This is a genomic window from Candidatus Planktophila sp. (genome assembly GCF_036734405.1).
Classification (GTDB): domain Bacteria; phylum Actinomycetota; class Actinomycetes; order Nanopelagicales; family Nanopelagicaceae; genus Planktophila.
The window spans coordinates 1-23146 of the sequence record NZ_DAIMYR010000001.1; the positions used below are offsets into that span (position 1 = coordinate 1).

The 23146-nt window shown below is 46.3% G+C and carries 21 protein-coding genes and 1 tRNA gene; 3 read left to right on the plus strand and 19 right to left on the minus strand.

What is annotated here, in order from left to right; all coding sequences use genetic code 11:
• Positions 1 to 144 precede the first annotated feature (144 nt).
• Positions 145 to 597, plus strand: coding sequence for a DinB family protein (locus AC9UC2_RS00005; protein WP_509523740.1), 453 nt, complete (start codon positions 145 to 147; stop codon positions 595 to 597).
• Here the strand turns inward: AC9UC2_RS00005 and AC9UC2_RS00010 are convergent.
• From AC9UC2_RS00010 to mfd, 8 genes are all read right to left on the minus strand, one after another.
• Positions 590 to 1291 carry a uracil-DNA glycosylase gene (locus tag AC9UC2_RS00010; protein WP_509523743.1) on the minus strand — a complete coding sequence of 234 codons (702 nt, stop codon included), beginning with the start codon at positions 1289 to 1291 and terminating at the stop codon, positions 590 to 592. The two genes, AC9UC2_RS00005 and AC9UC2_RS00010, sit on opposite strands and share 8 nt — an antisense overlap.
• Positions 1278 to 2192: a Ppx/GppA phosphatase family protein gene (locus tag AC9UC2_RS00015; RefSeq protein WP_509524708.1), complete on the minus strand. Its 915-nt coding sequence runs from the start codon at positions 2190 to 2192 to the stop codon at positions 1278 to 1280. The genes AC9UC2_RS00010 and AC9UC2_RS00015 overlap by 14 nt, the downstream gene beginning before the upstream one ends.
• Positions 2183 to 2671: a DUF501 domain-containing protein gene (locus tag AC9UC2_RS00020; RefSeq protein WP_509523746.1), complete on the minus strand. Its 489-nt coding sequence runs from the start codon at positions 2669 to 2671 to the stop codon at positions 2183 to 2185. Before AC9UC2_RS00020 ends, AC9UC2_RS00015 begins: the two co-directional genes overlap by 10 nt.
• Complete coding sequence (locus AC9UC2_RS00025) at positions 2671 to 3072, minus strand: FtsB family cell division protein (RefSeq protein ID WP_509523748.1); 402 nt, start codon at positions 3070 to 3072, stop codon at positions 2671 to 2673. Before AC9UC2_RS00025 ends, AC9UC2_RS00020 begins: the two co-directional genes overlap by 1 nt.
• Positions 3073 to 3081: 9 nt before the next feature.
• Positions 3082 to 4359, minus strand: a complete 1278-nt coding sequence (gene eno, locus AC9UC2_RS00030) for a phosphopyruvate hydratase (RefSeq protein WP_509523750.1) — start codon at positions 4357 to 4359, stop codon at positions 3082 to 3084.
• Between the two features lie 126 nt (positions 4360 to 4485).
• Complete coding sequence (locus AC9UC2_RS00035; protein WP_509523752.1) at positions 4486 to 5124, minus strand: nucleoside triphosphate pyrophosphohydrolase; 639 nt, start codon at positions 5122 to 5124, stop codon at positions 4486 to 4488.
• Between the two features lie 11 nt (positions 5125 to 5135).
• Positions 5136 to 5741 (minus strand): SurA N-terminal domain-containing protein, encoded by a 606-nt coding sequence (locus AC9UC2_RS00040; RefSeq protein WP_509523754.1) that lies wholly within the window; start codon positions 5739 to 5741, stop codon positions 5136 to 5138.
• Positions 5738 to 9103 (minus strand): transcription-repair coupling factor, encoded by a 3366-nt coding sequence (gene mfd / locus AC9UC2_RS00045; RefSeq protein ID WP_509523756.1) that lies wholly within the window; start codon positions 9101 to 9103, stop codon positions 5738 to 5740. Before mfd ends, AC9UC2_RS00040 begins: the two co-directional genes overlap by 4 nt.
• 212 nt (positions 9104 to 9315) lie before the next feature.
• Here mfd and ppc point away from each other — a divergent pair, with 212 nt between their 5' ends.
• Complete coding sequence (gene ppc / locus AC9UC2_RS00050; RefSeq protein WP_509523759.1) at positions 9316 to 12024, plus strand: phosphoenolpyruvate carboxylase; 2709 nt, start codon at positions 9316 to 9318, stop codon at positions 12022 to 12024.
• 15 nt (positions 12025 to 12039) lie between these two features.
• Here ppc and pth read toward each other — a convergent pair whose 3' ends face one another.
• From pth to rsmI, 10 genes are all read right to left on the minus strand, one after another.
• The gene (pth, locus tag AC9UC2_RS00055; protein WP_509523762.1) at positions 12040 to 12609 is read right to left on the minus strand and encodes an aminoacyl-tRNA hydrolase; all 570 of its coding nucleotides are present in this window, start codon (positions 12607 to 12609) and stop codon (positions 12040 to 12042) included.
• A gap of 18 nt (positions 12610 to 12627) precedes the next feature.
• A complete protein-coding gene (locus AC9UC2_RS00060; protein WP_509523764.1) occupies positions 12628 to 13245 on the minus strand; it encodes a 50S ribosomal protein L25/general stress protein Ctc in 618 nt (205 codons plus the stop codon).
• Positions 13246 to 13400: 155 nt separating this feature from the next.
• Positions 13401 to 14381 carry a ribose-phosphate diphosphokinase gene (locus AC9UC2_RS00065; RefSeq protein WP_509523766.1) on the minus strand — a complete coding sequence of 327 codons (981 nt, stop codon included), beginning with the start codon at positions 14379 to 14381 and terminating at the stop codon, positions 13401 to 13403.
• 4 nt (positions 14382 to 14385) lie between these two features.
• Positions 14386 to 15795 (minus strand): bifunctional UDP-N-acetylglucosamine diphosphorylase/glucosamine-1-phosphate N-acetyltransferase GlmU, encoded by a 1410-nt coding sequence (glmU, locus tag AC9UC2_RS00070; RefSeq protein WP_509523768.1) that lies wholly within the window; start codon positions 15793 to 15795, stop codon positions 14386 to 14388.
• Between the two features lie 40 nt (positions 15796 to 15835).
• Positions 15836 to 15910 (minus strand) — tRNA-Gln (locus AC9UC2_RS00075).
• A gap of 72 nt (positions 15911 to 15982) precedes the next feature.
• Positions 15983 to 16897 (minus strand): 4-(cytidine 5'-diphospho)-2-C-methyl-D-erythritol kinase, encoded by a 915-nt coding sequence (locus AC9UC2_RS00080; RefSeq protein WP_509523771.1) that lies wholly within the window; start codon positions 16895 to 16897, stop codon positions 15983 to 15985.
• Positions 16898 to 16918: 21 nt separating this feature from the next.
• Entirely contained in the window at positions 16919 to 17761 is an 843-nt protein-coding gene (rsmA, locus tag AC9UC2_RS00085; protein ID WP_509523774.1) for a 16S rRNA (adenine(1518)-N(6)/adenine(1519)-N(6))-dimethyltransferase RsmA, read from the minus strand.
• Entirely contained in the window at positions 17758 to 18618 is an 861-nt protein-coding gene (locus tag AC9UC2_RS00090; protein WP_509523777.1) for a TatD family hydrolase, read from the minus strand. The genes rsmA and AC9UC2_RS00090 overlap by 4 nt, the downstream gene beginning before the upstream one ends.
• Positions 18619 to 18621: 3 nt before the next feature.
• Entirely contained in the window at positions 18622 to 20190 is a 1569-nt protein-coding gene (gene metG, locus AC9UC2_RS00095) for a methionine--tRNA ligase (protein ID WP_509523779.1), read from the minus strand.
• Positions 20187 to 21029, minus strand: coding sequence for a 16S rRNA (cytidine(1402)-2'-O)-methyltransferase (rsmI, locus tag AC9UC2_RS00100; RefSeq protein WP_509523781.1), 843 nt, complete (start codon positions 21027 to 21029; stop codon positions 20187 to 20189). Before rsmI ends, metG begins: the two co-directional genes overlap by 4 nt.
• 48 nt (positions 21030 to 21077) lie before the next feature.
• Between rsmI and AC9UC2_RS00105 the strand changes: the two genes are divergently transcribed.
• Complete coding sequence (locus tag AC9UC2_RS00105; RefSeq protein ID WP_509523783.1) at positions 21078 to 22352, plus strand: dolichyl-phosphate-mannose--protein mannosyltransferase; 1275 nt, start codon at positions 21078 to 21080, stop codon at positions 22350 to 22352.
• Here the strand turns inward: AC9UC2_RS00105 and AC9UC2_RS00110 are convergent, their stop codons facing one another.
• Positions 22353 to 23129 carry a SepX/GlpR family protein gene (locus AC9UC2_RS00110; RefSeq protein ID WP_509523786.1) on the minus strand — a complete coding sequence of 259 codons (777 nt, stop codon included), beginning with the start codon at positions 23127 to 23129 and terminating at the stop codon, positions 22353 to 22355.
• Between the last annotated feature and the right edge of the window lie 17 nt (positions 23130 to 23146).

Sequence of the window (23146 nt, forward strand, 5' to 3'; positions counted from 1 at the left end):
CCGACACTGGAAGGATTTTAAGTCCTCTGTCTCTGCCATTGGACTACGGGGGCCACAAGCAAGTTCTGCGGAAGTTTACTTGATGAGGGGCTTTTGCTGAAACTGAGCCTTAAATATCGTAAATAACACGGTTACGATAAAGCCATGGACCATAACGAAATTCTTTCGAAGTATCACTCATCTGCAATCTCATTTGTTGAAGAAGGCAAGAAGATTTCAGCTGATGCCCTGAATAAATCAAAGGATGGCGAATGGTCTGCGGCATTTGTTATTCACCATATTGCAGATGCTGAAATTCAATTTGGTGTCAGATATGCAAACGCGCTGTGTGAAGACAATCCCACGATTGTTCCATTTGATGAAGAAAAATTTCCAACTGGGCTGCAGTACGGCAATCGTTCAGTAGCTATTTCGCTTCAATCGCTGGCAGCAACACACGCGATGAATTATGAGATCTTGAAGAACGCATCAGCTGCTGACTGGGATCGAATCTCTACTCATCCCCAACGCGGAGCCGTGACGCTTTTACAACTTGTGACGCTTTCTGCCAATCACATTGAAAGCCACATCGACCAATTAAAGAAAGCTGCTATTTAAAACTCTTTGCCTTCTTAAAAATTGAGTTAAGCATGGGCTCGGTAAGTTTTCCGGTAAATGTGTTTTGCTGACTTGGGTGATAACTACCAATGAATAAGCGCTTGATTCCATCCGGTGCGACCCAAGTAAAGCTTTCGCCATGGCCAAACTTTGGTGTGGGTGAAGTAATTTCATGATCAAGTGCGCGCAGGCTTTTGATAATGGCGCTCCAGGCAAAACTACCCAGGGCAACAAAGGTGCGCGCTGTTGGCAGTAGAAGTTCCAGTTCGTTTACTAGGTAATCAGAGCATTCGATTTTTTCTTCAGTCGATGGTTTGTTATCAGGTGGCGCACATCGAACGGCGCAGGTGATTCGCGTATCGATAAGTTCCTGTCCATCATCTGCTGATGTGCTTGTCGGAATTTTTGCTAGGCCATTCTTATGAAGTGCTTTATAGAGCCAATCCCCCGATGAATCTCCGGTAAAAATTCGACCAGTTCTGTTTGCACCGTGCGCACCTGGTGCCAAACCAACGATCACAATTCGCGCATCAGCTGGGCCAAAGCCAGGTACAGGTTTACCCCAGTACTTTTCATTTTCATAGGATTTGCGCTTTACAACCGCGACTTCTTCACGCCATTGCACCAATCGTGGGCACTTTCTACAAGCAACAATCTTTTGATCAAGCAGCTTTATAGATTTAATTGCGGGCAAGAGAAAATGCCATTCCATCCAAAATATCTGATTCAGATGCCACGAATTCAGTAGCCCCTGTGGCCTTCATGATCTCTGAAAGAACTAGCGATCCGGCTGCAATCACATCAACTCGACCTGGGTGCATATAACCCAAAGCTAAACGTTGTTCGCGTTGGCTTGTGGCAAACATGGTGGCCGCATCATGGGTTTGCTGTGCGCTAATTCTGGACAAGTGAATCGCATATCGATCGTATTCAGGTAGCGCTAATGCTGCGGCGGCAACTGTGGTCGCAGTACCTGCAACTGCAACCAAGGTTTTGGCTTTGGTAATGGGTACAACGGAGGCGGCTTGGGCAATTGCAGCTTGGATATCGCTACGGGCTAATTCGATTTGTTCTGGTGTTGCAGGATCTGAAGCAAAGTGGCGTTCAGTCATACGTACACAACCGATATTGACGCTTCGGGCTGCTTCTACTTTTGATGTTCCAAAGACAAATTCGGTTGATCCGCCACCAATATCAACAACTAAGAATGGGCCATTAGATGGATCTAAATCCTTAATCGCACCTGCAAATGAAAGCGCTGCTTCTTCTTCACCTGTTATTACTTCTAGTTCGATACCTAAACGTTCACGAACCCCATCAACAAACAAGTGGCGATTAGTTGCATCGCGGGTAGCACTAGTTGCACAAAAGCGAATCTTTTCAACGCCGCGCTTGGCAATCTCTAGTGCAAACTTATCGACCGCAGCTAATGTTCGAGCAATTGCATCGGGGTGGAATTGTCCTGTTTGGTCAACACCTTGGCCTAAGCGAACGATTTCCATATCGCGCACAACTTCACGAAAGTTGTTGCCATCAATATCTGCAACAAGTAAACGAATTGAATTAGTTCCACAATCAATTGCTGCTACTCGCATGGGCTGTTTTTCCACCATTCAGGCAGCTTTGCAAGCGCTTCATCTCCTAAGGGATTGACATCTGGGCCAGCCGAAAGTGAATGAGCAACGAGTGAATGTAAGCACTTAACGCGAGTTGGCATTCCTCCTGCTGAAACATCATCAACTTCTGGAACATCTACGCCCAGTGCCGAACGAGATGCAATGTAATCATCATGTGCTGCGTGATATGCCCCAGCTAATTCAGGATCATTTTCTAGACGCTCATTCATCTCGCCCATCAGCCCAGTTGTTTCAAGGGTTGAAATCACGGCAGTTAAGCGGGGGCACGTTGCATAGTAGAAGGTTGGAAAAGGTGTTCCGTCTTCTAATCGTGGTGGAGTTTCAACAACGGCCGGCTTGCCGCATGGGCATCGGTATGCGATTGCATGTACATCTCTCGGAGTCCGACCTAGTTGACTTTGAATGCAATCTAGATCTGCTTGAGTAACTTCACGCATTAATTGCCGGTTTCGCTAATTGATGCAATCAATCGTGAATACCACGGTTGTCCATCAGCTAAAGAGCTTGCAATCTTTGTTGTGCTTTGTTGATTACCTGTTGTATCACCTTCGGTAACGATATATTGACGCTCTCCTGGCAAAACAAAGTGCAGACGTTCACGTGCTTGCGACTTTACAAATTCTGGGTCTCGCCACAGTAACAACTCTTCGCGAGCATTCTGTAAAGCGGTGTTATCTGCAGAAAGCTGTGCCTTGAGTGCACTGATTTGCGCACGTTGCGTGAAGTAATGCTTCACGGGAGGAGCGATTGTCAATGCAAGAATAAAGAAAATAACCGACAGTGCTAAAACACGATTAGAGGTACGGCGGCGACCAAAGCGCAGTTGTCGACGTGCCATGGCTAATTCTTACCCCTTGAAACGTGGGAAAGCGTCACGACCCGCGTAACGACCACCCTCTGCTAGCTCTTCTTCAATACGAAGAAGTTGGTTGTACTTAGCAACTCGTTCTGTACGTGCAGGTGCACCTGTCTTGATCTGACCACAGTTAAGTGCAACAGCTAAATCAGCAATTGTTGTGTCTTCGGTTTCACCTGAACGGTGGCTCATCATGCTGCGGTAGTTTGCACGGTGTGCCATTTCAACAGCATCAATTGTCTCTGTAAGAGTTCCAATCTGATTTACCTTTACAAGAAGTGCATTCGCTGTGTTTCCCGCGATTCCCTTAGCTAAACGCTCTGGGTTAGTAACAAAAAGGTCATCTCCAACGATCTGGATGCGAGAACCAAGTTCCTTAGTCATCTGTGTCCAGCCAGCCCAGTCTTCTTCATTTAAAGGGTCTTCAATAGAAACGATTGGGTAAGCATCAACCAAAGAGGTGTAATACGCGATCATTTCATCAGATGTCTTTAATGCACCTTCAAATTTGTACTTTCCGTTTTCGTGGAATTCAGTTGCAGCAACATCCATGGCAAGCGCGATTTCGCTACCTGGCTTAAATCCTGCAGCTTCAATAGCTTCAAGGATCAAATCAAGTGCGGCACGGTTGCTATCAAGGTTTGGAGCAAATCCACCTTCGTCGCCAACAGATGTAGCAAGACCACGCTTTTTTAGAACTGATTTCAGTGCGTGATAAATTTCTGCACCCCAGCGAACTGATTCGCGGAATGTTGGTGCACCAATTGGTGCGATCATGAATTCTTGAATATCAACATTTGTATCTGCGTGTGCGCCACCATTGAGAATGTTCATCATTGGGACTGGCAGCAGATGCGCATTTGGTCCACCTAAGTAGCGGAACAGTGAAAGATCTGATGAATCTGCAGATGCCTTTGCAACTGCTAGTGATGCACCAAGAATTGCATTTGCACCAAGACGTGACTTGTTCTTTGTGCCATCTAGTTCAATCATTGCAACATCGATTAGGCGCTGATCCTGTGAATCAAAACCAATAATTTCAGGTGCGATTTCATCATTTACAAAAGCAACTGCTTTTTCAACACCTTTACCTAAGTAGCGCTTGCCACCATCGCGAAGTTCAGCGGCTTCAAAAGCACCAGTAGAGGCACCGCTTGGAACTGCTGCGCGTGCTTGTGTGCCATCTTCTAATTGGATTTCAACTTCAACCGTTGGATTTCCACGGGAGTCAAGAATTTCACGGGCACCTAATGCTTCGATAATCGCCATTGCGTTTCTCCTCAAACTAATTAAAGGTCTGGTGTATTAAAGGTCTGGCTCTTAAGTTGTTGCCGACCTCAACGCTGAAATGGCACCTTCTTCAATAATCACAGTCTACCGCGAACCTAAAGAAGACTATGCGGGCTTAATTTCTTGGCTAATCCGCATGGCTTCCTTGCGCAGGGCAGCTTCTGCATCGATTCCGTTGGCATGGGCCCACGCAATAACGGCCACAAGGGCTTGTCCTACAGCGCTTTCATCGGCGGGCCCATCAATCGATACCGAGTCCGGAGTTTTCACTTCGACATTGTATTTTTCAGCGCGATACAACAGCTTTTCAATCAATGGAAGTGCTGGTTGCGACATTGCAACCCCATCTAATGGTGAGGTGCGACCTTTTTCCTTTTTCTTAAGCTCTTCCCAATTTTCAAGAACTTCTTGCGAATCGCGGACTTCGACACCTGCAAACACATGCGGGTGTCTGCGAATTAACTTATCCGCAATTCCTTGCGCAACATCTTCGATTGAAAATGGATCTGTTGGATGCTCCTGCGCCATCCGTGCATGGAAGTAAACCTGTAGCAGGACATCGCCAAGTTCTTCGCGCATATCAATGCGATTGTCGGCTTGAACAGCATCAACAAATTCGTATGACTCTTCCAGCAAATACTTTAAGAGGGACTCATGGGTTTGTTCTGCATCCCATGGGCAGCCACCAGGCGAACGCAAAGTATTCATGACTTCAACAAGTCGTTGAAGCTGAGATCCTTGCATATTCTTAAATGCTATTTTTCTGTAGGAGTTACAGCTGATTCAGCAGAATCTGCAGGAACTACATCAGCAGTGGTTGGATCCCACTTGCCGTAGCGAGGGTTAACAGTTACGCCGATTTCTTTAGACTTAGCAACAACGAGCTTTTGAATCTCTGTGCCAAGTTGGTCTTCGGCAACACCTGCTGCAACTAGCTTCTGACTGATTTTGTCAGAGTACGCAATTGCTTCGATGTAGCGATCTAGATCCTGAGGCGCGATTCCGGCATTAACGAGAGCGCTAGGAAGAGCTGCTTCGCCACCAACTTGTTCCAGAATACTTGCACGACGTGAATCAATTTCAGCCTTTGTGACGTTTAGCTTTAGCTCTTGACCAAGTTCGCGTAGCAAAGTTCCTAGAAGATGGAAACGAAGCTGTGAAACATTAAGAGTTGCACCAGTTTCAAGCTGCATCTGTGAGGTATCGACCTTTGAGCGCTCAGAAAGAATTGCGTCAACACTGTCTTGAACAAGGGCTTGCGTGATCTTTGTATCGCCAACCGTTGCTGCTGCACCTATTTGAGAGCATCCCGCCAATAGAAAGGTTGCTGCTACTACGGTGATTGCCAGGATCTTCTTCATTCTGTACTCGCTTTCGGTGCATCGCTTAATTGATGTACGGCCTCAATGACCCAGGCCAGAAGAGAAGTATCCACTATTTCAGGCGCATTCTGTGACGGATTCCAAGAGGTGGCCTTCGGTAGAGCCACCAAAACCGTGCTTGCTGCACCCTTATACAGAGAGCCTGGGTATAAACGTGTCAAACGTAACTGACGTGATTCAGGTAAAACTAACGGTGCAAGACGAAGGAACTTTCCTTGAACTACAACTTCAGTCAACTTCGCAGCCTTTGCTTGTGCTCGTAACGCTGCAACGCCTAATAACGCTTTAGCTTCTTCAGGTAAATCACCAAATCGATCAAGTAATTCTGCCTCGATTGATGCAACATCACTTGGTGCCTTTACATCAGCCAGACGTCGATAAAGATCTAACCGCAGGCGCTCGCCTGGAACATATTCGGCAGACAAGTGAGCGTTGATTGGTAATTCGACTTTGCATTCCGAAACCTTTTCTTCGGTTTCGATGATTCCAGATTTGTACTCTTGAACCGCTTCACCAACCATGCGCATGTACAAATCAAATCCCACATCTGCAATGTGTCCTGATTGTTCCCCGCCCAAGAGATTGCCGGCACCACGTATTTCTAGATCTTTCAGCGCAACCCGCATACCTGAACCTAAATCAGTGTTGGTCGCAATTGTCTTTAACCTTTCGTGGGCAAGTTCAGATAATGGTTCATCACTTGAATACAAGAAGTATGCATATGCTCTTTCTCGCCCACGTCCAACACGACCTCGCAACTGATGAAGTTGTGACAAACCGAAGCGATCTGCTCGTTCAACAATTAATGTGTTGGCATTTTGAATATCTAAACCACTTTCAACAATTGTCGTGCAAACCAGCACATCAAAATCACGGTTCCAAAAAGCCAGAATTACATCTTCTAGTTCACCCTCTGACATTTGCCCATGGGCAATTCGAATTCTTGCTTCGGGTACTAATTCTTTAAGCCGGATTGCCGTCTTATCAATTGTGTCGACCCGATTGTGTAAGTAAAAGATCTGCCCATCTCGTAATAATTCACGGTGAATAGCGGCGGTAATTTGTGCCTCTTCTGCCGGGCCCACGTAGGTAAGAATTGGATGGCGCTCTTCTGGTGGTGTTGTGATGGTCGACATTTCGCGAATGCCCGTCACTGCCATTTCAAGGGTGCGTGGAATAGGTGTTGCAGACATAGCAAGTACATCAACTGTTGTGCGTAACTTCTTGAGTGACTCCTTCTGTTCAACACCAAATCGCTGTTCCTCATCGACAACAACTAGGCCAAGATCCTTGAACTGAACATCGTTAGACAAGATTCTGTGGGTACCAATAACGACATCAACGCTTCCTGCAGCTAATTGCTCAAGGATTTCCTTGCTCTCTTTTGCTGTATTAAATCGCGACAAACCCGCAACCTTCAGGGGAAATCCGGCATAGCGTTCTGCAAAAGTCTTTGTGTGTTGTTGCACCAAGAGCGTTGTCGGAACCAACACCGCCACTTGTTTTCCATCTTGAACCGCTTTAAATGCGGCGCGAATCGCGATCTCAGTTTTTCCATAACCGACATCGCCACAAATGATTCGATCCATCGGGTAAGGGCGTTCCATATCTTGCTTAACGTCATTGATTGTTGAAAGCTGATCTGGCGTTTCGATGTAGGAAAAAGAATCTTCTAGTTCGCGTTGCCATGGAGTATCTGGCGAGAAAGCAAAACCTGGCGAACTTGTGCGCGCTGCATAAAGGCGAATCAGTTCTCCAGCAATTTGGCGAACCGCTTTACGTGCTCGACCTTTTGCCTTTTGCCATTCACCGCTACCGATTCGGTGCACGGTAGGTGTTTCGCCACCAACATATTTGGATACTTGTTCCAAGGTATCGGTAGGGACAAAAATTCTATCTCCGGGTTGACCACGCTTTGCTGGTGCGTATTCAATGATTAAGTATTCGCGAGTAAGACCTGCAACTGTTCGTTGCAATAACTCTACGTATCGACCGATTCCGTGTTGCTCGTGGACAACATAATCACCTGCAGTAAGTTCTAAAGGATCAATGGCTTGTTTTCGCTTTGAAGGTAAACGCTCAGTATCTTTCACGCTTCCCTTGCTGCCGGTTAAGTCGCGCTCGGTCATGAAGAAAATCTGATCGGTAGCGCTTTCAAAACCATGAGCAATAACCGAGATTGTTAAGTGAATACTTCCCTTTGCGGCAATGTCAGAGAGTTGTTCTGATACGTGAACCGGTAAATCTGCCCCGCGCAGAATCCCTGCATACCGTTCCAACATTCCATGCCCATGTGTTGCAAAGACAACGGTGCGATGTTCTTGAAGTGCATGTCGCAGCGCATCAATTGCACGTTCAACATCACCACGCATGGGATCGATTGCTGCAAAATCTAAGAATGTTGTTTCAGGATCGAGATCGGTACCAAATGGACTGAGCTCTTTAGCGCTCATGCCGGCCTTGGCTATCTCTTCAAAAAGTTCTTCCCAGTCCATGTATGTGCCGGCACCATCATGAATAGGCGCACTTGCACCCAGTGCGGCATTAGACCAAGAGGCGTTAAGAAATTCCTCATTGGTTGCCAGTAAATCTGCCGCCCGAGACTTAATCCGCTGCTCATCTATAAAAATGATTTGAGTGTTTTTCGGCATTCGGGTCAGCAGGCTTTCCGTCTCATCAATTAACAACGGAATCAGCGACTCCATACCGTCAAAAGTCATTCCTTCAGCAATCTTGTTTAACATTTCAGCTGCAGCAGGATATTGATCAGTAATTTCAAGTGCGCGATGTTTGGTTTCATTTGTTAGCAATAGTTCTCGGCATGGATAGATATCAACGCTGCCAACAACTGTTTGAAAAGTTCGTTGATCTGAAACTTCAAAGTAACTTAAATCTTCTATCTCGTCGCCAAAGAAATCAATACGAATTGGATGATGACTAAGTGGTAAAAACAAATCAACGATTCCACCACGAACAGCAAATTCGCCGCGGCGTTCAACTAAGTCGGTTCTGATGTAAGCCAATGATGAAAGGTGTCGTACTAATTCATCTAGTGATTGTTCTTGGCCGATCTGTAATTGAAGAAGTGGCAACTTTCCAAGCTGACTAATTATTCGATGGATAGCACCACGAACCGGTGTAACCACAATTGGATTAACACTGTGATTTTGTTTGAGTGCATAGAGCGTTTGAATTCTTCGAGCGACAGTGTCGCTTCTGGGGCTTAAGCGCTCATGGGGCAGAGTTTCCCAAGCCGGAAATTCAAGAACATTGTCATAGAGCTCTCGTAACTCATTGACGAGATCTTCAGAGCTGCGACTAGAACTTGTGACGACTAACAAAGGGTGATTCTGCGCTCTGGCCGCCACAAGAAAGGGGTAGAGCGATTGGGGTGCCACGATATGAGATGCATCGGAATTAAGTGGCAAGGCCGGAATTAACCCGCGCATAATTACTCTCCAATGCAGTTAGGCCCCAACTCCAAAGGAGGGGGGCTGAATGCGATGAGTGTAATTTAGTTTTGGAACAAGGTGTTACCTGAGAGGATTGCCCAATGAGCCAGAGCCCGATAGCTGCAGATGATGCAGAACTTCGTAGCGATGTGCGTCGTCTTGGCGATCTTTTGGGACAAACCCTTGTCCGTCAAGAAGGTCCAGAACTTTTAGCCCTTGTTGAAGAGGTTCGTAAAGCAGTTCGTGAAGGTAGCGGCGAAGAAATTCTTGGGCAGCTATCGGTTGAAGACTCAGTTCAACTTGTTCGTGCATTTAGTACATATTTCCACTTAGCAAATGTGGCAGAGCAGGTACACCGTGCACGCGTTTTGGCAGATGCACGTGCCACCGGTGGTTCATGGCTTGCTCGCGCAGTAGATCGAATCGAAGCTGCGCTGAAAGCCCAAACACCTGGACATGAATTAACTAAAGAAGAAATTACCCAATGGGTGAGTGCAATGTCGGTACGTCCTGTCTTTACTGCGCACCCAACCGAAGCTGCACGTAGATCAGTTCTAAACAAACTGGGCAGCATTGCAGATTTACTTGATGATCCGCGTAATCCTTCGCAACAGGAACGACTTGCCGAAACCGTTGATTTGTTATGGCAAACCGATGAGCTGCGTTTAGGACGGCCTGAACCGCTAGATGAAGCACTTAATGCTTTGTATTACTTAGATGATTTGTTTACGGAAACTGTTCCTGAAGTGTTAAATGATTTTGCTAAAGAGATGAAGCGAATCGATGTTGAGGTTCCAATTACCGCTCGTCCGCTTTCTTTTGGTAACTGGATCGGTGGCGATCGAGATGGAAATCCAAACATCACAGCTCAGGTAACAACCGATGCGATGGTGCTTCAGGTTGGACATGCAATCCGTGTGACTATCGCAGCCATGAACGCATTACGTCAGATGTTGTCAGTTTCCACCAAGATTGTTGGCGCAACTCCTGAACTGTCTGCTTCAGTTGAGAAAGATTTGAAGCATATTCCAGAGTTTGAACCACGATTCTTACGTCTTAATGCTGAAGAGCCTTACCGCCTAAAGGCGACTGCAATAGTTCACCGCTTAGCCTTTACTCGCGATCGCCATGCAAAGAGTGCGCCACACGTTCCAAACCGCGATTATGCAAACACTGCAGAGCTATTAGCCGACTTAGTTTTGATGCGTGATTCACTATTGGCTCACCGCGGTGAACTGATTGCCACAGGCTTGCTTGAGCGCACTATCCGCACGGTCGCAGCCTTTGGAATCACACACGCAACAATGGATGTTCGCGAGCATTCCGATGCCCACCACAATGTTTTGAATCAGATCATCGGTGTTGATGGATATTTAGCAAAGTCCCACGATGAAAAGTTTGAGCTACTAACCAAAGCACTTGCTGACACAACAATGTATAACACATCAAAATTGGACTCTTTAGGCAAGAAAACCCTAGCTACCTTTGGTGCAATCAATGACCTAGTAGATCGATTTGGACCAGAAGCAATTGAAACCTATATCGTTTCAATGACTAAGGGTGCAGATGATCTAGTTGCAGCAGTTGTCATCGCACAGCATGCTGGCCTTGTTTCACTGAAAGAAAAGAAAGCTGTCATCGGGTTTGCGCCTTTGCTTGAAACTGTTGCTGAACTGCGTTCGGCGGGTGAAATTCTTGAAAAACTATTGAGCAACCCTGCCTATCGTTCTGTTGTTGCACTGCGTGGTGATGTGCAAGAGGTAATGCTTGGATATTCAGATTCCAATAAAGATGCCGGCATTGCGACGAGCCAATGGGAGATTCATAGAGCTCAACGCTCGTTGCGCGATGTTGCTCTCAAGCATGGCGTGAAGTTGTGTTTATTCCATGGTCGCGGTGGCTCAGTTGGCCGCGGTGGTGGACCAACATATGAAGCATTAATTGCCTTGCCATGGGGTTCTGTTGACGGGCAAATCAAGATGACTGAACAAGGTGAAGTAATCAGTGATAAGTACGCCCTCGCATCTCTTGCTCGCGAAAACGTTGAGTTAACTCTGGCTGCATCTTTAGAAGCCACGGTTTTGAATCGTGGTCCACGACAGACTCCTGCAGAACTTAAATCCTGGGGCGATTGCATGCAACTACTCAGCGACGCTTCATTCAAGCAATACCGATCATTGATTGATCAACCAGATTTGCCGGCCTACTTCTATGCATCTACTCCAGTTGAGCAACTGGGAGATATGTTCCTGGGCTCACGTCCATCACGTCGCCCAGATGCTGCAAGTGGTCTTGATTCATTACGTGCGATTCCATGGGTATTTGGCTGGACTCAATCGCGCCAGATTGTGCCTGGTTGGTTTGGTGTGGGATCGGGACTTAAAGCTGCGCGTGAAGCTGGGCATTCAGATCTTTTGGCTCAGATGCTCAAAGAATGGCACTTCTTTACTACCTTCATTAGTAACGTTGAAATGACACTTGCAAAGACAGATTTAGTTCTAGCAAAGCGTTATGTAGAAACACTTGTTCCTGTAGAACTCCATCACTTCTTGGATGAAATTCAAGCAGAATTTGTGTTAACTGTTGAAGAGATCTTGAAACTTACGCACAAGAAAGCTTTACTTGGCGATCAAGAGATCTTAGCCAGAACATTACAAGTCCGTGATGCCTATCTCTCACCAATACATTTATTGCAAATTAACCTGCTTAAGCGAGTTCGCGATGCTGGTGATTCAGCAGATCCAGTACTGCGCCGTGCGCTGTTATTGACTATTAATGGTGTTGCAGCAGGACTTCGTAATACTGGTTGATTAACTGTTCTAGTTTTAGCTATTGAAGGCAGATTGTGTTGCTTCTAGACCTTTTGTAATCAAAGATTCCACAACATCTGCCCCACGATCAATAAATTCTGCTAAATCTTTTTGTTCAACCTTTGAGAAAGCTTTCAATACAAAATCGGCAGGATCTTGCTGACCCATAGGCCGACCAATACCTAAGCGAACGCGGAAGTATTCAGGCCCATTAAATGATGAGGTCATTGATTTCAAACCATTATGGCCGTTGTCTCCACCTGCAAACTTGGTGCGAATTGCAGCAAATGGAATATCTAATTCGTCATGCAAGGCAATTATGTTCGCGGCTTCTACTGAATAGAAATTAGCAAGTGCCTTAATTGGCCCACCTGTTTCATTCATATAGCTCTTTGATTTTGCCAGAATTACAGAATGTGTACCGGCAGCTAACTTATAAGCCGCGATATCAGTGCGTGATTTGTGCGAAGAAAATTTTAAAGAATGGCGACGAGCAAGTTCATCAATCACCATCTGGCCGATGTTATGACGTGTGGCAGCGTATTGATCTCCTGGATTACCCAGTCCCACTACCAACCACGTCATAACAACAAAGCCTAAGGGTTAAGCGTCCTTCTTCTCTGCATCTGCTGCAGGAGCTGCTGCATCTGTTGCTGCTGGTGCTGCTACTTCTTCTGCTGCTGCAGTCGACTTCTCTGACAAGTGAACAACGATCATCTTTGGATCTGATACGAGTTCGACGCCTGCTGGAAGTACAACATCTGCTGCGTACTTTGAAGAACCTGATGCAAGACCTTGAATATCTACTTCTAGGAAGTTTGGAATTGCTGACGCATCAACGCTAACTTCGATTGAGTTGTGTACGTGCTCAAGAATTCCATCACGATCATGCTCACCAACTGAGTGAACAGGAACTGAAACAACAACCTTCTCGCCGCGACGAACCAAAACTAGGTCAACGTGCTCAAGGATCTGCTTTAGGAAATCGCGAACAATTACCTTTGGAAGTGTTAGCTCGTTCTTGCCATCAATTGTGATGTCCAAAAGAACGTTTGACTGCTTCAGCGCAACGCCAAGTTCCTTTGCAGGAAGTGTGATGTGTAGCGGCTTTTCTCCGTGACCATAGATAACTGCAGGAACTAAACCATCGCGACGTGCACGACGTGATGCGCCCTTACCAAATTCAGTACGAGTGGTTCCGACGATCTTTACTTCTGCCATTTTTTATCTCCTAGTTATTCATGGTTCTTCGGTGCGTACACAAAGTTCCAGCAGGAGAGAAATACCTGACCCGTCGATAACGGAAAGCTATTCGCTACCCTCGCCGGAACAGGTGGAACAGTATCTTTTGAGGCCGCTAAGAGGCAAATTCAGGCTTAGGAATGACCATCAAACAGGCTTGTTACCGATCCATCTTCAAAGACCTCGCGGATTGCGCGGCCCAGAAGTGGGGCGATTGAAAGCACTGTCAGATTGTCGAACTTCTGATCTTCCGAGATCGGCAAGGTATTTGTAATAACAACTTCTGATGCGCGGCAGTTCTTCAAGCGATCCACAGCAGGACCACTAAACACCGCATGTGTAGCAGCAATAATTACATCGGCAGCGCCTGCATCAAACAAAGCCTCGACCGCCTTTGTAATTGTGCCTGCCGTATCGATCATGTCATCAATAACTACGCAGGTTTGTCCAACAACATCACCAACAACGCGACCTGTAATCGATTCATTAGGAACACGTGGGTCACGAGTTTTATGAATAAATGCAATGGGGCAACCACCCAATAAATCTGACCAACGTTCTGCAACGCGTACTCGACCTGAGTCAGGGGAAACAATTGTTAAACGTGTGCGGTCTACCTTGCTGCCAACATAATTTGCAAGCATTGGCAGTGCAAACAAGTGATCAACTGGACCATCGAAAAAGCCCTGGATTTGCGAAGTGTGAAGATCAACGGCCATCAAACGATCTGCGCCAGCGGTCTTGAAAAGATCTGCCATTAGTCGAGCAGTAATTGGCTCGCGACCACGACTCTTCTTGTCTTGACGTGCATAACCATAAAAAGGTGTAACCACTGTGATGCGCTTTGCAGAAGCACGCTTCAAAGCATCGACCATGATTAGTTGTTCCATGATCTGCTTGTTGACTGGATTTGTGTGGCTTTGAATTACAAATGCATCACAACCACGAACTGATTCTTCAAAGCGAACAAAAATTTCACCATTAGCAAAGTCATAAGCTGATGTTGGTGTGAGAGGAATACCTAACTCGGTTGCAACCTCTTCGGCTAGCTCCGGAAATCCGCGGCCTGCAAATAGGCGTAATCTCTTTTCAGAAGATAAACGGATCTCGCTCATATATCTAGCCCTTCTTCTCTGCGGCGATTGCGGACTTACTACCTGGGCGCTTGCGCAGAACCCAATCTAATACATTTCTCTGCTTTGCTCTGCCAACACCAATAGCTCCTGCCGGAACATCTTCAGTAATTACAGAACCAGCCGCTGTATATGCACCGTCACCAATAGTTACAGGGGCTACAAGCATTGTGTCACTACCGATTCGTACGTGATCACCCACTGTTGTGTGATGTTTCTCGACACCATCGTAATTTACAAAAATTGTTGCAGCGCCAATATTGCTGCCTTCACCAATCGTCGCATCGCCTACATATGAAAGATGTGGAACCTTTGATCCATTTCCGAGAATAGAATTCTTCATTTCAACAAATGCTCCAGCCTTTGCTGAATCACCAAGTTGAGTTCCGGCACGCAAGTAAGTAAATGGGCCAACTGTGGCGCCTTCGCCAATAATTGTTTGCATGGCAATGGATTCCAGCACAGCTGCGCCTTCTTTTACGATGCAATCAGTCAACGTTGTTCTGGGCCCAATAACAGCGCCAGTTGCCACCTTTGTTGAACCAAGCAACGCGGTACCTGGATGAAGAGTTACATCATTTGAAATTTCAACTGTTGAATCGATCCAGGTTGTTGTTGGGTCGATGATAGTTACGCCGGCACGCATCCATTGATCGTTGATGCGATCGCGAAGCATTGCGGCACTTTCTGCCAACTGAACTCGGTCATTGACTCCAAGAGTTTCGGTGAAGTCATCAATCATGATCGCGGCAATTGATTCACCTGCCGACTTTAGGATTCCAATAACATCTGTTAAATACAGTTCACCTTGGGCGTTGGCATTGGTGAGCTTTCCAATGGATGCAGCAAGCTTTGCGCCATCAAATGCATACACGCCGCTGTTAATTTCAAAAACAAACTTTTCATCATCTGTTGCATCTTTTTCTTCAACGATGCGTAGCAGTTCGTCGCGGTCATCACGGATGATGCGCCCATATCCAGTTGGATCTGGATGTTCGGCGGTCAAAACAGATGCTGCGAACTTTCCTGCTGAATGTGCGGCAACAAACTGGGCTAATGAATCACCAGATAACAACGGAGTATCTCCGGCGAGAATTAGAACGGTTCCTTGTGGAGCCATACCGGCGAGCGCTAACTGCGTTGCATGCCCTGTACCACCGCGATTTTCCTGAAAGATTGTTGTGGCTTTGGGAGCAATGTGTGCGATGTGGGTTTCAACTGCTTCACGTCCTGAGCCGACAACGATGCGAAGTTCTTTAGGAGAAAGTTGATTAACCGCGTGCAGTACATGTCCAAGTAAGGAACGACCTGCAACGCTGTGAAGGACCTTAGGTGTTGCCGATTTCATTCGTGTGCCTTCACCGGCGGCGAGGACGATCACGGTTTGTACGGTCACGAGTGAACTCTATCGGAGATGAAAAACCTGGTGATAGTGGTGGCTCCGCCACCAGGTATCGATCCTGGACCCTGGGCTTCAAAGGCCCATGTGCTAGCCACTACACAATGGCGGAACGCATATTCTCCCTCATAAACAGTGGTGCTGGCGACCATTGACCATCAAAAGGGACACAAATGGAATGAAATTACGAGATTACCTTTGCCCCAGCCACAGGCCCATACGCACGTGCAACGCTGCCAACTACCCCGCTTGAGGTTAAAGCAACCGCTAAATCAAGGCCCGCCTCTTCATCTGCCACTAAAAATGCAACTGTGGGACCTGATCCGGAAACGATTGCGCCAAGTGCCCCGTATTCCTGGCCAACATCTAAAACCAAGCGAAGTGCGGGTCGCAAAGAACAAGCTGCGGCTTGTAAATCATTAACCAGGCAAGCGCCAACAGTGGGTGCATCTGCGGCAAGCAATGCCTGCATAAGACCTTCATGTGTTTGTGGTTCGACAATTTCTAATTCAGCTCGTAAGCGATCGCATTCGGCATACACCGCAGGAGTTGATAAGCCAACCGTCGAAAGTGCAAGTACCCAGTGATACGTTCCGCGCGAAAGTGCTGCAGTTAATTGATCGCCATGTCCACGTCCAATTGCAGTTCCGCCACTGAGCATGAATGGAACATCGCTACCTAGTTGAGATGCGATTTCAAACATTTCTTCTCTAGACATCCCCAATGAATACAAATAATCAATTCCAACAATTGTTGCTGCAGCATCTGCGCTGCCTCCGGCCATTCCACCTGCTACCGGGATTGATTTCTTAATTTCAATATGTGCATCAACGGTTAAGTCATACTCTTTTGAGATCAGCGCAACTGCTTTAGCTGCCAAGTTATTGGCATCTCCAGGAACACCATGAGTTTGCTCGCCTGAAATTGAAATGGTCAAGCCCGCACCAGGTTCAGCTAACTTAATTGTTACATCATCAAAAATAGAGATGGCCTGAAAAACTGATACTAAATTGTGATAACCATCTGACTCTTTGGGCCCAACAGATAACTGCAGGTTGACCTTTGCAGGTACGCGCACGGTCACACTTTTTACAGGCATGCGGTGACCCTATAACTGCCGTTAGAAAATGTCAGGTGCAACGGCTGCTATCTGACAAAAAGATTTCACTTCAAGGGCTTCGCCTCGCAAAGTTGGATCAATGCCAGCCTTTATCAAGATTTCTTCTGCGGCAGCTGATGAGCCGTACAAACTAGAAAGGGCTGATCTGAGCATCTTTCTGCGCTGGGCAAAGGCTGCGTCAATGATTGTGAAAACTTTTTCGCGCATTTCTTCGCTGCCAGCAGTTTCTCGACGGGTAAAGCCAACCAACTTTGAATCAACGTTTGGTGCTGGCCAGAAGATTGACCGTGAAACTGTTCCTACATTTTTTACATCGGCCCACCATGCAGCTTTGACACTTGGAATTCCATACTCTTTGCCTCCAGGTTTTGCAGCCAAGCGATCTGCGACCTCTGCTTGAACCATGACAACGCCTGTGCGGATAGTTGGAAATTTTTCGAGCAAGTGCAGTAGAACCGGTACTGAAACGTTGTATGGCAAGTTAGCGACCAAAACCGTAGGAGCAACTGGTAAATCATTGACTGCCAGTGCATCTTTATTGATAACAGTTAAATTTTCAGGATGAGCAAAGTGTTCAGCAACAGTAAGAGGAAGCTGCTGTGCAAGACGTGGATCAATTTCAACTGCAATGACAGATTTTGCTGCATCCAACATGGCAAGAGTTAATGAGCCAAGACCTGGACCAATTTCTAGTGCGATATCTGCTGCCGTTACTCCTGCGGTACGTACGATTTTTGTACAAACATTTGAATCAATAACAAAGTTTTGTCCCAAAGATTTAGATGGCTTCAAATCAAGCTGTGCTGCAAGTTCGCGGATCTGTGCCGCACCGAGCAATGTCATGAGGCGAAAGATCCAAAGATTCGTTCTGCGTTGACACTAAGGGCAGTTGCAAGCTCTGCTACATCTTGATTTCTTTCTATCGCCATTGCACGAACAATGGTTGCAATCTGGGCAGGCGTATTTCCAGCCCCACGATGAGGCGATGGTGCCAAGAAAGGTGAATCTGTTTCTACGAGTAGCTGATCAAGAGGGACCAGTTTGACCGCATCGCGAAGTTCAGGCGCGTTTTTAAAGGTTAAGGTGCCGGCAAAAGACAAGATATAGCCACGTTCAATACAGAGCTTGGCCATGGCAACATCGCCTGAAAAACAGTGAAAGACAGTATTTTTTGGCGCGCCAACTTCGAGCAAGACAGACAAAACATCATCGTGTGAATCACGGTCATGAATCACTAGTGCTTTATCTGTTTTCTTTGCTAATTCAATGTGCCACTTAAATGAATCTTGTTGACGCTTACGAAGCTCTGGTGGCGTTCTAAAGTAATCCAAACCAGTTTCACCGATTGCGCGCACGCGTGGGTGTTGTGCCAGCTCTTCAATTATCTTTAAATCAGCCGGTAAATCTGGAACAACCGGTGCTTCATTGGGATGCAATGCCACAGCTGCAAGTACCGATGTATTCCATTTTTCCGCAGCAGCAACACACCATTTAGATTGTTCTGCTGAATACCCAACTTGAACGATTCGATCTACATTTACTGATTTAGCCTCGGCAATGACATCTGCAACTTCTTGGGAATCAAAAGCTGCATCGGTCACGATCTCCATATGGGCATGTGCATCAACTGTTGGAACCGGTAAGGGTTCTGGAAGTGGTGCGCGAGGTCGATCGATATCGCGGTTGTGGCGATCAGCCATTTTTTAGGAAGCAGGAGTTTCTAAACGAGGGAACAAAACCGGAGTCTTTGTAACTGTTGCACCTTGTGGAAGCTGTCCCCAAGTGGCCACATCTGAAATCTTTTGTGCAGCTAAATCTCCCAGAGCTTTTTGTGCGCCAAGGCTTTCCCACAAAATCTGGCACGTGTGTGGCATCACTGGATGCAACAGCACTGCAAGTGCACGAAGTGATTCTGCGGTGTTATACAAAACTTCTTCAAGTACGGCTTGGTTGGCTGGATCTTTCGCAAGAATCCATGGCTCTTTAATCGTCACATAACCATTTACTTGTTTGCAGAAATCCATGATTGCCATGATTCCGCCTTGAAAATCAAGTGCACACATCGCAGCATCAGCCTTTGCAACTGTTTCTTTAAGTGCTGTTTCTAATCCAGCATCATGGCTGAGCGCTGGAAGTGAACCCGCACAGTACTTTTCAACCATTGCTGCGCTGCGAGAGGCTAGATTTCCAAAGTCATTTGCTAACTCTGATGTGTAACGCGCACTCATGTCTTCCCATGAGAAGGAGCCATCTGTGCCAAATGGAATCGCACGTAAGAAGTAGTAACGGAAAGCATCGATTCCAAAGTGATCAGTGATGTCCTTTGGTGCAATTCCGGTCAACTTACTCTTGCTCATCTTTTCGCCGCCAACTAACAACCAGCCGTGGGCAAAGACTTTCTTAGGGACTTCAAGTCCGGCAGCCATCAACATCGCTGGCCAGATAACTGCATGGAAACGCAAAATATCTTTTCCAACCAAGTGCACATCTGCTGGCCAAGTTTGCGCAAACATCTTGCCGCCTTCAGAATCTGGTGCATCGGTTAAACCAACCGCAGTTGCATAATTTAGTAGCGCATCAAACCAGACATACACAACTTGCTCGGTGTCCCATGGAACCGGGATACCCCAATCAAATGTTGAGCGAGAGATTGAAAGATCAGAAACACCACCTTCAAGAAATGAGACAACTTCGTTGCGCGCACTTTCTGGTTGGCATGCATCAGGGTTATTTTTGTAATGTGCGATTAATGGCTCCACAAAAGCTGAAAGTTTGAAGAACCAATTGTTTTCATTTACTAATTCAATTGGCTTGCTATGGATTGGGCAGCACTTAGCGCCATCGATTTCGATCAAATCGCCAGGAAGCTTAAACTCTTCACAACCAACGCAATATGGGCCTTCATATTTACCAGCATAGATATGGCCTGAATCCTTTAGTGATTGTAAGAATTTTTGCACGCGTTCGGTATGGCGCTTTTCTGTCGTACGAATAAAGTCATCATTTGCAATATTGAGATGCTCCCAATTTGGCTTCCAGGCCTCTGCAACTAATTTATCTACCCACGCTTGAGGCGCAGCATTGTTGGCTTCTGCAGTGCGCATAACTTTTTGTCCATGCTCATCTGTTCCAGTTAAGAACCAGACTGATTCACCTTTTTGGCGGTGCCAACGGGTCAGCACATCTCCGGCAACGGTTGTGTAGGCATGCCCAATATGAGGGGCATCGTTGACGTAATAGATCGGCGTCGTTAAATAGAAAGACTTAGTCACTGGCTCATCTTATTCGCATCGACCACAGCGGCATAAACCAAGCGTTTCGCAATCCCAAATTCATCAGCCACAGTTGCAATTGCAGCCTTTCGATCCATTCCAGCCGCCTCAAATTCGCGGACGCGAGCCACCATATCTGCTGCTGTCAGTGATGCCGAGTCAATTGCAGCTCCGGCAATCACGATAGTGATTTCACCTAAAACTTCATTGTTGGTAGACCATGTGGCCAATTGCGCCAAAGTTCCACGAATTGTTTCTTCGTAACGCTTGGTCATTTCACGACAAATCGCTCCTTGACGATCTGCTCCAAAAACATTTACACAGTCTGCTAAAGAATCTACAAGTCTGTGTGGTGCTTCAAAGAAAACCATTGTTCGCTCTTCAAAGCGAAGTTTTTCAAATGTCGCAAGCCGCGCACCCGCAGTACGTGGTGGAAAACCTTCAAAAGAAAAACGATCGGTCGGTAGTCCAGAGAGCGCAACCGCCATTGTGACCGCACTTGGTCCAGGGATTACAGAAACTTCAACGCCTTCGGCAATTGCATCGCGCATAAGACGAAACCCTGGATCGCTGATGGTTGGCATCCCTGCATCCGATACAACTAGTACCGTTGAGCCACTTTTGAGTTCAGCTAATAATTCTCGGCTTCGTTCTTCTTCATTGCCTTCAAAGAAAGACAGGACCCGAGCGGTAAAGGTGACTTCGATATCTGCACACAAGCGATGGAATCGGCGTGAATCTTCGGCAGCAATAATCGATGCGTTCTCAATCGCGCTCTTCAGGCGGGTGCTTGCATCCCCGGGATTACCCAAAGGAGTTGCAGCCAAGATAAGCGTCATGGCCTAATCCTCTCAGTAAATAGCAGCAAACGCGCATACTCTTACGCCATGGCCGCTGCAGTTGCTCCGATACTGATCGCACTAGCCTCATTTGTTTTGCGTTTGATAAACCTTGGATCCACTAAAGGTTACATATTCGATGAGGTGTACTACGTCGATGGTGCCCGTGATCTACTGAAATACGGCGTTGAAGTCAGCGGCAGCAACCCTGAATTTATTGTTCATCCCCCTGTTGGAAAATGGCTAATAGGAGCAGGAATAGCCATCTTTGGAGACAACGAATTTGGTTGGCGTTTTGCTACAGCGTTAATTGGAACGTTGCTCATATTAGTTTTTGCTCGCTTAGTCCATGTGCTTTTCTATTCACCACTGTTAACTGGTCTTGGCGCGGCTTTAATGGCATTGGATGGTTTGCTTTTGGTGCATTCCAGAACTGCTTTACTAGATTTATTCCTAACATTTTTTATTCTAGTTGCAATATTGCTGTGGCACAGAGGTCGACATTGGTGGGCAGGTCTTGCATTTGGATTAGCTCTTGGTTGTAAATGGAGTGCGATTTACTTTATTGCAGTGATTGCTTTGGTGTCGTTGTATCGAATCTTGGTGAGTATGGATATTCGAGATTCATTTAGATTGATTGCCAAAAAGTTTACACAGTATGGATTGCTTCCAATTGGCGTGTATCTGATTAGCTGGACAGGTTGGTTTTTATCTGATCGTGGTTGGGATCGACAATCGTCAGCCAATCCATTGATCGCTTGGTTGAACTATCACTCTTCGATGCTTAATTTTCATACCGGCTTAACCGAGAAGCATCCATACCAAGCAAACCCATGGAGCTGGCTTGTCATGGGAAGACCAACTTCCTTCTTCTATGATTCACCTAATGATTGTGGTGCAAAGAATTGTGCCCGAGAAGTATTAGCTCTTGGAACGCCTCTTCTTTGGTGGGTAGGCACAATTGCAATTGCAGTTGTGATTGGCTTTTGGGTTAAATCACTGGTAAATCGAACTATTGATTCAGCAGCAAAAATAGTTTCAATTGGAATCATTGCTGGGTACTTGCCGTGGTTTGCCATGCAGCAGCGCACCATGTTCTCTTTTTACGCAATAATTCTTGTGCCTTTTATGATTCTGGCGATCGTTTATTGTGCAAAGTTATTGCTAGATAGTGGGCTAAAGCCAGTGGTTTCCCAAACAATTGTTGGTGGGTTGTTCGCACTTGTGCTGCTGTGCTTTATCTATTTTTTACCTTTATATACCGGTCAAACCATCACATATGATCAATGGAAAATGCGAATGTGGTTTGACTCGTGGATCTAATTATTGGTTAGAGGCACGCGCTTGATTGAGTCGCTCAACTGCTTCATCGGCTAGCTGCTGATCAAAGATTTCATCCCGTGATGGAGATACTGCAGCAAGTGCTTCACGTTCAAGACGTTCTTGTTCTTCGCTCCACTGTCCAGGAGTTGTCAGATCAATAACACGCTTTGGTACGACAGCTTTTGGAGCATTCACATAGGTTGGCACTGGAACTTCAGTTGGCTCCCATGCGTTACGAACTGCCGCTGTACCTTGAGGAAGAATAACTACACCCTTTAGTTCACGCTCTGACAATGGAATCCAATGTTCAGTACTTGGTTTAGGTTGAACTACTTCTGCAAGATTTGTATTTGAGACACCAGAATTTTGTCGATGAAGTTGTTGCACACGACGCTTTTGCAGTTGGTCACCAATCACATGACGTCGTACACTTGCAATATAAATGAGTAAACCAGATGCTGGAACAAGTGCGTAAATAAATGGCATCGTATTCATGGCTCCACCTATAACTGTCGTGATCAACGTAAATGCAATTAGTAAAAATGTAATTCTGCGGCGCAGTAAAGTTTGGCGATCCTTCGCTTCTTGATCTAAATCAATATGGATTGCACCACCACTAGTTGTTCCGTTAGGTGTTTGATTCGCAACTACCCGCAGTGCGCCTTTAAAACGTTCAACAGATTTTCCGGAGAACTCATTGCGGTCATGGATCCAGCGGGGCGCAAAATATGCGACCCACATTCCAATAATCGCAATGTAGATAAGTCCCGAAGTCATGATGGATAAATCTAAAG

Coding starts and splice junctions, on each gene's coding strand:
- AC9UC2_RS00040 (WP_509523754.1), bottom strand. CDS start 5,741: ATGAAGAAGATCCTGGCAATCACCGTAGTAGCAGCAACCTTTCTATTG.
- AC9UC2_RS00015 (WP_509524708.1), bottom strand. CDS start 2,192: ATGCGAGTAGCAGCAATTGATTGTGGAACTAATTCAATTCGTTTACTT.
- AC9UC2_RS00080 (WP_509523771.1), bottom strand. CDS start 16,897: ATGCCTGTAAAAAGTGTGACCGTGCGCGTACCTGCAAAGGTCAACCTG.
- AC9UC2_RS00060 (WP_509523764.1), bottom strand. CDS start 13,245: ATGGCAGAAGTAAAGATCGTCGGAACCACTCGTACTGAATTTGGTAAG.
- rsmA (WP_509523774.1), bottom strand. CDS start 17,761: ATGACATTGCTCGGTGCGGCACAGATCCGCGAACTTGCAGCACAGCTT.
- pth (WP_509523762.1), bottom strand. CDS start 12,609: ATGACGTGGTTGGTAGTGGGACTGGGTAATCCAGGAGATCAATACGCT.
- AC9UC2_RS00090 (WP_509523777.1), bottom strand. CDS start 18,618: ATGGCTGATCGCCACAACCGCGATATCGATCGACCTCGCGCACCACTT.
- AC9UC2_RS00020 (WP_509523746.1), bottom strand. CDS start 2,671: ATGCGTGAAGTTACTCAAGCAGATCTAGATTGCATTCAAAGTCAACTA.
- ppc (WP_509523759.1), top strand. CDS start 9,316: ATGAGCCAGAGCCCGATAGCTGCAGATGATGCAGAACTTCGTAGCGAT.
- AC9UC2_RS00065 (WP_509523766.1), bottom strand. CDS start 14,381: ATGAGCGAGATCCGTTTATCTTCTGAAAAGAGATTACGCCTATTTGCA.
- AC9UC2_RS00105 (WP_509523783.1), top strand. CDS start 21,078: ATGGCCGCTGCAGTTGCTCCGATACTGATCGCACTAGCCTCATTTGTT.
- AC9UC2_RS00005 (WP_509523740.1), top strand. CDS start 145: ATGGACCATAACGAAATTCTTTCGAAGTATCACTCATCTGCAATCTCA.
- rsmI (WP_509523781.1), bottom strand. CDS start 21,029: ATGACGCTTATCTTGGCTGCAACTCCTTTGGGTAATCCCGGGGATGCA.
- AC9UC2_RS00035 (WP_509523752.1), bottom strand. CDS start 5,124: ATGCAAGGATCTCAGCTTCAACGACTTGTTGAAGTCATGAATACTTTG.
- AC9UC2_RS00025 (WP_509523748.1), bottom strand. CDS start 3,072: ATGGCACGTCGACAACTGCGCTTTGGTCGCCGCCGTACCTCTAATCGT.
- eno (WP_509523750.1), bottom strand. CDS start 4,359: ATGGCGATTATCGAAGCATTAGGTGCCCGTGAAATTCTTGACTCCCGT.
- AC9UC2_RS00110 (WP_509523786.1), bottom strand. CDS start 23,129: ATGACTTCGGGACTTATCTACATTGCGATTATTGGAATGTGGGTCGCA.